Below are 8497 nucleotides of genomic sequence, written 5' to 3'. Positions count from 1 at the left end.
TTTTAGTTGATTTTCGGTACATTTGCAAAAAAACAATTTTTATGGTCATTTTTCTAGCGGTTAGTACAGCTTTCTTGGTGGGTTTTTTACTGACTCCAATAGTGATTTTATTATTGAAAAAAATGGAACTCGTTGACAGCCCAGGAGGAAGAAAAATCCACAATGGGTTTGTACCTTCCATGGGAGGGATCGCTTTCGTTTTGGCAACGTTCATTTCAGTTTTGGCTTGGCTTGATTCACAAATGATAATGGAAATCAGGTTTCTATTGGCGGCTTTTGGTCTTATGTTCTTTGTAGGATTAAGGGATGATATGGTGAATATGAGCGCTTTACAAAAGTTGGCCGGTCAATTTATTTCCGCATACCTTGTTGTAGTTATGGCAGACATTAGATTGACAGGGCTTTATGGCTTTTTTGGTATTTATGAATTACCCCTTTGGATCAGTTATGGTATCTCATTTTTTACTATTCTTGTTTTGACCAATTCTTTCAATTTGATAGATGGTTTAGATGGTTTGGCAGGTTCTATCAGTCTTGTTACTTTTTTGTTTCTAGGATGGTGGTTTTTGGAGGCAGACCTTACGAGTTATTCTGTGTTTTCCTTTATTTTAGTTGGATCGGTTTTCTCTTTCCTAGTCTATAATTGGCATCCTGCAAAAATTTTCATGGGGGATACGGGTTCTCTTAGTTTAGGATTTGCTTTGGCTGTTCTCACCATACTATTTATTGATAAGAATGGTACAATGGCAAATTTTGAAGGCTGGAAATTTAATGCACCCATAGCATCAGGTGTTGCTCTCCTCATTATTCCAATTTATGATACATCTAGAATTTTTATAAAGAGGATGATGAAGGGGAAATCGCCTATGGCACCTGATAAAAGCCATGTCCATCATTTTCTTTTAAGAATGGGCTTGAGACATGATCAGGTCACATTGTCACTTGTATCTATTAAAATCTGTTTTATTGCTTTTATTTTTGTAGGTTCAAGCTTCAACGATTATGTGATGCTTCCAATAGTTGTTTTAGTTGCAGTGGCCTTGGGAGTAAGAATGGATACAATTACATTGAAGAAAGTTAAGAAAAGGATAAGAAACTCCCCTCCAGTCCTTTCCAAAAGAGCAAAAAGAAAATCTTTTCAAAAGCCAAATATACCCGGTGAAGTATTGGAAAAAGTAAATATAAGCGATAATTGAATTTTGAAAATTTAACGATATTAAGCTTCGAAGACCTAGTTTTCGAAGTTTTTTTATTGGCCTTAAAATAATTTTATCCTTGCCATGGGCGATGTTGTTTTGTTTTTTGATTAATCAAACTTTACTTTAGATTTGTTCCTTGTTTCACTCAAACAAAAAATGCTAAACCCCATTCCACTTTCTACTCCTGTATTTGACGGAAATGAAAATGACTTCGTTCTGCAAGCCTTAGGGTCAAATCAAATATCAACAGCAGGTAATAATATCACCAATTTTGAAGAAGAAATAAAAAAAAGACTTGGAAACTACCATGTGGCGGTAAAGAATTCAGGAACCTCAGCCATCCATTTGGCATTGAGATTACTAGGAGTGGGGTTTGGAGACGAGGTATTATGTCAGTCCTTTACATTTTGTGCTTCCGCAAATCCTATAATTTATTTGGGCGCTAAGCCGATATTTGTTGACAGCGAATCAACAACATGGAATATTTGTCCGGAAATCTTAGAGGAGGCAATTCGGGATCGGATAAATAAAGGGACCAAGCCTAAAGCTATCGTCGTAGTAGACCTTTTTGGAATGCCTGCAAAATTTGATGAAATCTTGAAAATTTCCCAAAAATACGAGATTCCTATTGTTGAGGATGCAGCTGAGGCCTTAGGTTCATCTATACATGGAAAGCCTTGTGGTACATTTGGTGATTTTGGAGTATTTTCCTTTAATGGAAATAAAATCATAACTACAGGTTCTGGTGGGGCATTGATTTCATCCGATGCAGATGCCATTGAAAGGTCAAAATACCTATCGGTTCAGGCACGTGAAAATTTTAAATATTATGTTCATAAGGACATTGGTTATAATTATAGGATGAATAACATGTCGGCAGGTATTGGTTTAGCCCAGTTTTTTAATCTTGATAAAAAGATTGCTTTAAGAAGGAAAGTCTTTGAAAATTATCAGAATCTCCTTGCTGATTTTGAAGGGTTTTCTACAATTCTCGAGCCGGATGGTTATTTTTCGAATAGATGGCTTTCTACCTTTTTGGTGAATGAATCTCAATCTGGTTTTTCAAATGAAGCGATAAGACTAGCATTACTGAAGGAAAATATTGAGACTCGATATCTTTGGAATCCCCTTCAACTTCAGCCCATATTCAAAGAAATAGAATTTTATGGCGGTGGATGTTCCGAAGAGCTGTTCAATAAAGGGATATGTTTACCAAGCAGTGAAAATCTATCTTATGGGGATCAGGAAAGGATAATTGGAGTGATAAGAAAGCTCTACTCATAAAATTTGGAAAGTAATGTATTCTTTATTTCTAAAAAGATCGATTGATGTATTTTTCAGCTTTTTTTTGTTGATTTTCCTTTCACCTATTTTGATACTAGTGGCAGTTTTTTTAGCTATTCATGTTGGGGGAAATCCATTTTTTTTTCAAAAAAGACCTGGAAAGAACGGTAGACTATTTAAGCTTGTTAAATTCAAAACCATGATTGATGCTTTTGATCCAAATGGTATTCCTTTATCAGATGAAGAAAGATTGAAATGGTTTGGAAAAATTATCAGGAAGTCCTCGCTTGATGAAATGCCACAAATGTGGAATATTTTGAAAGGGGATATGAGTTTGATTGGCCCAAGGCCATTATTGGAAGAATATTTACCACTATATGATTCAAATCAAGCAAAACGGCATTTGGTAAGGCCAGGAATTTCTGGTCTGGCACAGGTAAGTGGAAGGAATTCATTGTCTTGGGAAAAGAAGTTTGAGTTTGATATTTTCTATGTCAATAATCTGTCATTCAAATTAGATCTGAAAATTTTTATTAAGACAATTTTTAAAATATTCAAGACAGAAGGAATCTCGCAAAATGGTCATGTTTCCATGTCGAAATTTCAAGGAAGTAAAGAATTAAACCAAAATGAATAGAAGAAAGGAAAGTGGTAAAGAATTTGGCAGATTCGTTGCTTTGAAAATATAGGTTAATGATTGGAATAAATACATTTATTTAATTTATATTTAGGTAAAATAAGAAAACTATTAACTCGTGAACTTAAAAATATGTGCAAAAATTTTTTTAACCTTTTTACTTCGATATCTGAAAATTATTTAAAAAAAAATTCTGCTCAAAAACCATTACCTACAGCCAAAAATGGAACATACATATGGAAAATTGTATGTTTTTTTTTGGCTAAAAAATAGTCTTTGGAAAGGTTAATTTTTGTGAAAATCAATGATATATTTGAATGTATCGCCTATAACTAAAAATAGTTAAAATTGAAAATCACTCATATTAATCCACCCATAAAATGAATTTTTTGAAAGACTTAAGGATCCTTCCTAGATGGATCATAATTACCCTAGATTCATTTGTTATATTTCAGTCGACATTCTTCGCGTATTTGTTGCGGTTTAATTTCGATCTTGAACTTGTCAACAAAAGCAATGCTGTTTTTGGAAGTTTAGTATTCTCAGGGGTGGTTTTCCTTGTAATGCTTGCCACAAAAAGTTATAAGGGAATTGTGAGACATACAGGCCTCAAAGACAGCGTCAATATCTATAAAACGATTACCATAGGATTTTTATTCGTTTTGTTTTCCAACTTTGTTTTCGAAACCTTTATTTCAAGTACGTACATTATCCCGAATTCAGTTTTGATAATAGCGTCTCTGACTTCCCTATTTCTGTTGATTTTGTATAGATTTTTAGTAAAAGAATCCTTTATCTACTTGAAAAGCGGTTTTGTTTCAAATAATGTAAAAGTAGGGGTGATTTTTGGAGCAAGTGAGGCAGGTATTATTGCCTTGGATGTCATAAAAAGAGATAGTAAATCAAACCTGATGATTGCTGCATTTCTTGATGATGATCACATGAAAGAGGGAAAGATCATCGGGGGAAAGAAAATCTTTAAAGGACTTTCTCAGCTGGAATTTTTGGTTAAAAACCACAAAGTATCTGAATTGATTATTGCGGTAAAAGATTTGTCAGTTCAACGAAAAAAGGAAATTATAGATGAATGTTATAAATTCAATATACATGTTTCGATTGTTCCGCCGATAAACCAATGGATAAATAGAGGTCTAAATACCGAGGCAATTCGTGACCTTAGGATTGAGGACTTACTTGGAAGGGAGCAGATTTCATTGGAAAACCCAAAAATCAAGGAAGAACTTGCCAACAAAGTCGTTTTGGTGACAGGTGCTGCAGGCTCCATTGGAAGTGAGCTTTGTAGACAGATCATGTACTACAACCCAAAATTGCTTCTTTTATTGGATTTTTCTGAATCTGCTTTGTATGACCTGGATTTTGAGTTTAGAGAATCCGGAATGATTACGCCCCACATGTCTATTTTGGCTGACATACGTGATTATACTACCATCAAAAATGTATTTAAAAAGTATAGTCCAGATGTAGTTTTCCATGCTGCGGCCTACAAACATGTGCCAATGATTGAGAATTATCCTGAACAAGCTATTAAGAGCAATATTCTTGGAACAAAAATTCTTGCTGATTTATCCGTATTGCATAATGTGGAAAAATTTGTTTTGGTGAGCACGGACAAGGCTGTAAATCCTACCAACGTGATGGGTGCCACAAAAAGGGCCGCTGAAATGTATGTCCAATCTTTGAACAACTATTTGCAGACCCATCATGTTAACTCCCATACAAAATTCATTACGACCCGATTTGGAAATGTTCTTGGATCAAATGGTTCCGTGGTTCCACTTTTCAAAAAGCAGATCCAAAAAGGCGGACCAATAACAGTGACCCACCCTGATATTACGAGGTATTTTATGACCATTCCTGAAGCTTGTCAGTTAGTACTTGAAGCGGGTTTTATGGGTAATGGAGGTGAGATTTATGTATTTGACATGGGGGAACCGATTAAAATTGTCGATCTAGCGATCAACATGATCAGGTTAAGTGGCAAAAGGGAAGGTGATGATGTCAAAATAGTTTTTACAGGTCTTCGAGAAGGTGAAAAATTGTATGAAGAACTTCTCAATGATTCTGAAATTGTAAAGATCACCCACCATCCAAAAATAAAGATAGCTCAGGTATCGACGGTGCATTTTTACAAAATTGAAGGACAGATTGAAATTTTCGAAAACCTTATCGGAAAAAATTCAGAAAATGACCTTGTATTTCATTTGAAATCCATGATTCCGGAATACAAAAGCAATTCTTCAAGATTTGAAGTTTTGGATAGACTCAATTAAATCAACAACCATTCAGTCATTTCCTTTTACTTATTTTGTTCAAGGTAATGCTGCGTTGAAGATTACATTTGAATCTTTCTGATTCTGCCCCGTATTTTTTTTGATGTTTTGTTTTTCTTCCGGTTACTCTTTTTCGCCAAAGCTTAAAGGATGAAATTTTAAGCTCGTTTCGCATTAATTTTATCACCTCTTCTTCGGGAATGCCAAATTGGTTTTTTATTGCTTCAAAAGGTGTTCGGTCTTCCCAAGCCATCTCGATTATCCGATCTTTTTCAAATGATTCCATCATAAAGTTTTTATACGAACAATGTCGGATTTCTAATGTTTTGAAGAAGATGGAAAAAATCAATGTAGTTTGGTATAAGCGTGATATCAGGATACAGGACCATTTGCCTTTGAAATCAGCAATAGAAAAGGGATTGCCGGTTTTGATGGTTTATGTTTTTGAACCCTGCTTGATTGATTCTCCTCAATACGATGTGAGACATTGGAGGTTTATTTACCAAAGTATACAGAATGTCAACTTGACATTAAAGTCATTTAATACAGGAATTTTCATTCATTATGGAGAAATTATCAACTTTTTTGAATGTCTACAAGCTTTTGTTCAGATTGACACGGTGTTTTCCCATTTTGAAACAGGGATTTCAGTTACCTATGAAAGAGACAAAAGTGTCAAAGTCTTTTTTCAAAAAAACAATATCAAATGGGAAGAATTTCCTCAAAATGGTGTGTTGCGAGGAATAAAGAATAGAGTCAATTGGTCTGATCATTGGGAAAAATTTATGAATTCGACTATTGATACTCCTGAACTTTCTTTAGGAAAATATTTTCATTTAAATGATAGTTTTGAAATGCAGGGGAAAATTATTCCTGAAGAATGGAAATCCAAAGATCCTAAAATGCAAGAAGGAGGGGAGACTGTTGCTTGGAGGTATATGAATTCATTTTTTGCTGGAAGGGTAAAGGAATATAGCAAGTATATCAGTAAGCCCGAGCAAAGCAGAAAGTCTTGTAGCCGTTTGTCCCCATACTTGGCATGGGGGAATTTGTCAATCAAACAAGTGTATCAGGAAGCAGGGAAACTTAAAAAAAGGAACCTTGAAAAAGGAAATATTCGGAATTTCCAATCACGGCTCCAATGGCACTGTCATTTCATCCAAAAATTTGAAATGGAATGTAGAATGGAATTCGAAAACTTAAACAAAGGTTTTGATAAATTCCAAAAAACCAAAGACGAAAACTTGCTCCAGGCTTGGAAAGAGGGGAATACGGGATTTCCTCTAGTTGATGCTTGTATGCGATGTTTGAAAGATACAGGTTATCTTAATTTCAGAATGAGGGCCATGTTGGTTTCTTTTCTCACTCATCATTTGTTATTGGATTGGCGGGTAGGGGCAAATCACCTGGCCAAATTATTTTTGGATTTTGAACCAGGTATTCATTATCCTCAAATTCAGATGCAGGCCGGCGTTACCGGTACAAACACTGTCAGGATATACAATCCTATAAAGCAATCCCTTGAACATGACCCTTTAGGAAATTTTATTAAAAATGGGTTCCTGAGCTGTCTCTTTTACCACATGGTCAAATTCATCAACCATGGACACTTACACGATTAGAACAAATGATTTTTGGGTTTGAACTCGGTAGGAATTATCCTTTTCCCATAGTAGATCCTGACATTTCAGCAAAAAATGCGCGTGACATTATCTGGCAAGAACAAAGTGATGAAGAAGTATTGAAATATTCGAAAAGGATTTTGAGAATGCATACACTCCCCTCTAGGGAAATGTAAAAAAAAAGCCCACTTTGAAGCGGGCTTTTGAAAATCATGATTTTTTAATCTGCTAAATATTTATCAACCGGTACGTAATCCATATTGAAAGCCTCTGCAACTGCTTTATAGACGATATCTCCGTTAATCACATTTAGGCCGGGTACTAGGTCAGGATTTTGTTGAGCTGCCTTTTTCCATCCTTTGTCGGCCAATTGAATGGCATAGGGAAGTGTCGCGTTGGTTAATGCCAAAGTTGAAGTATAAGGTACGGCACCAGGCATATTTGCCACGCAATAATGAACAACGTCATCAATGATATAGGTGGGGTTTTCGTGAGTAGTAGGCTTACAGGTTTCGATACATCCTCCTTGATCCACTGCGACATCTACCAAAACAGTTCCTGGTTTCATAATCTTCAGCATATCTTTGGTAATCAAGTGAGGGGCTTTTGCTCCGGGGATCAAAACTGCACCAACTATCAAATCCGAATGTTTTATCATTTCTCTAATGTTGTATTCATTAGACATCATGGTTTTCACATTTGCAGGCATGACATCAGCGAGGTATCGCATTCTTGCCAATGAAACATCCATGATGGTTACATCAGCCCCTAGTCCCGCCGCCATCCAAGCGGCCTGCGTTCCGACAATACCTCCACCAAGAATCAATACTTTAGCAGGTAAAACTCCAGGAACCCCGCCAAGAAGAATGCCTCGCCCTTTAAGAGGCTTTTCAAGGTAATTTGCACCTTTTTGTATAGCCATCCTTCCTGCAACTTCTGACATCGGGATGAGGAGAGGAAGGCTTCTATCTGGTTTTTCAACAGTCTCATAAGCCAAGCAAGTTGCCTTGCTTTCAACCATGGCTTTTGTAAGGGGCTCATAAGAAGCGAAATGGAAGTAAGTAAACAATAACTGATTTTCCTTGATTAATTTATATTCTGGTTCAATCGGTTCTTTTACTTTAATAATCATGTCAGCAATGGCATAAACCTCCTCAATTGTAGGCAAAATTGTTGCTCCGGCAGATACATATTCTTCATCACTGAACCCACTACCTATCCCGGCTGTATGCTGTACATAGACCTGATGGCCTCTTTTTACCAACTCTTTTGCGCCGGCAGGGGTCAATGCCACCCGATTTTCATTGTTTTTTATTTCTTTTGGGGTACCGATTATCATATTGTTAAAATTTGGGTTATCAAATCCGAAGCCCAAAGATAATATCAGGTGGCTATTAAAAGCCATTATCCATCCAATTATTTTGATTACTATAAGAAAATGAATCTTATTTGAAATTTTATTTT

General features: G+C 35.8%; 6 protein-coding genes and 1 pseudogene. 5 read left to right on the top strand and 2 right to left on the bottom strand.

Annotated features, from left to right (window positions below):
* The 4 genes from ACZFYI_RS11060 to ACZFYI_RS11045 all read left to right on the top strand — a co-directional run.
* Positions 1 to 1196 (top strand): glycosyltransferase family 4 protein (locus ACZFYI_RS11060; RefSeq protein WP_462524191.1); only part of this gene is annotated, 1196 nt, incomplete at its 5' end.
* A 159-nt stretch (positions 1197 to 1355) separates the two neighbouring features.
* Positions 1356 to 2483 carry a DegT/DnrJ/EryC1/StrS family aminotransferase gene (locus ACZFYI_RS11055; RefSeq protein ID WP_462524190.1) on the top strand — a complete coding sequence of 376 codons (1128 nt, stop codon included), beginning with the start codon at positions 1356 to 1358 and terminating at the stop codon, positions 2481 to 2483.
* Between the two features lie 13 nt (positions 2484 to 2496).
* Positions 2497 to 3120, top strand: coding sequence for a sugar transferase (locus ACZFYI_RS11050; protein WP_462524189.1), 624 nt, complete (start codon positions 2497 to 2499; stop codon positions 3118 to 3120).
* A gap of 380 nt (positions 3121 to 3500) precedes the next feature.
* On the top strand, positions 3501 to 5411 hold the full coding sequence (locus ACZFYI_RS11045) for a polysaccharide biosynthesis protein (RefSeq protein ID WP_462524188.1): 1911 nt from the start codon (positions 3501 to 3503) through the stop codon (positions 5409 to 5411).
* Between the two features lie 16 nt (positions 5412 to 5427).
* Here ACZFYI_RS11045 and ACZFYI_RS11040 read toward each other — a convergent pair whose 3' ends face one another.
* Positions 5428 to 5697, bottom strand: a complete 270-nt coding sequence (locus ACZFYI_RS11040) for a TIGR03643 family protein (protein WP_462524187.1) — start codon at positions 5695 to 5697, stop codon at positions 5428 to 5430.
* On the opposite strand from ACZFYI_RS11040, the pseudogene ACZFYI_RS11035 reads away from it, so the two are divergent.
* Positions 5612 to 7209: pseudogene (locus ACZFYI_RS11035) on the top strand (cryptochrome/deoxyribodipyrimidine photo-lyase family protein). The gene ACZFYI_RS11040 and the pseudogene ACZFYI_RS11035 sit on opposite strands and share 86 nt — an antisense overlap.
* 44 nt (positions 7210 to 7253) lie before the next feature.
* On the opposite strand, the gene ald reads toward ACZFYI_RS11035, so the two are convergent.
* Entirely contained in the window at positions 7254 to 8372 is a 1119-nt protein-coding gene (ald, locus tag ACZFYI_RS11030) for an alanine dehydrogenase (RefSeq protein ID WP_462524186.1), read from the bottom strand.
* Between the last annotated feature and the right edge of the window lie 125 nt (positions 8373 to 8497).

The sequence above is a fragment of the Aquiflexum sp. genome (genome assembly GCF_977115555.1).
This window is presented reverse-complemented; position numbering and strand designations above follow the sequence as displayed.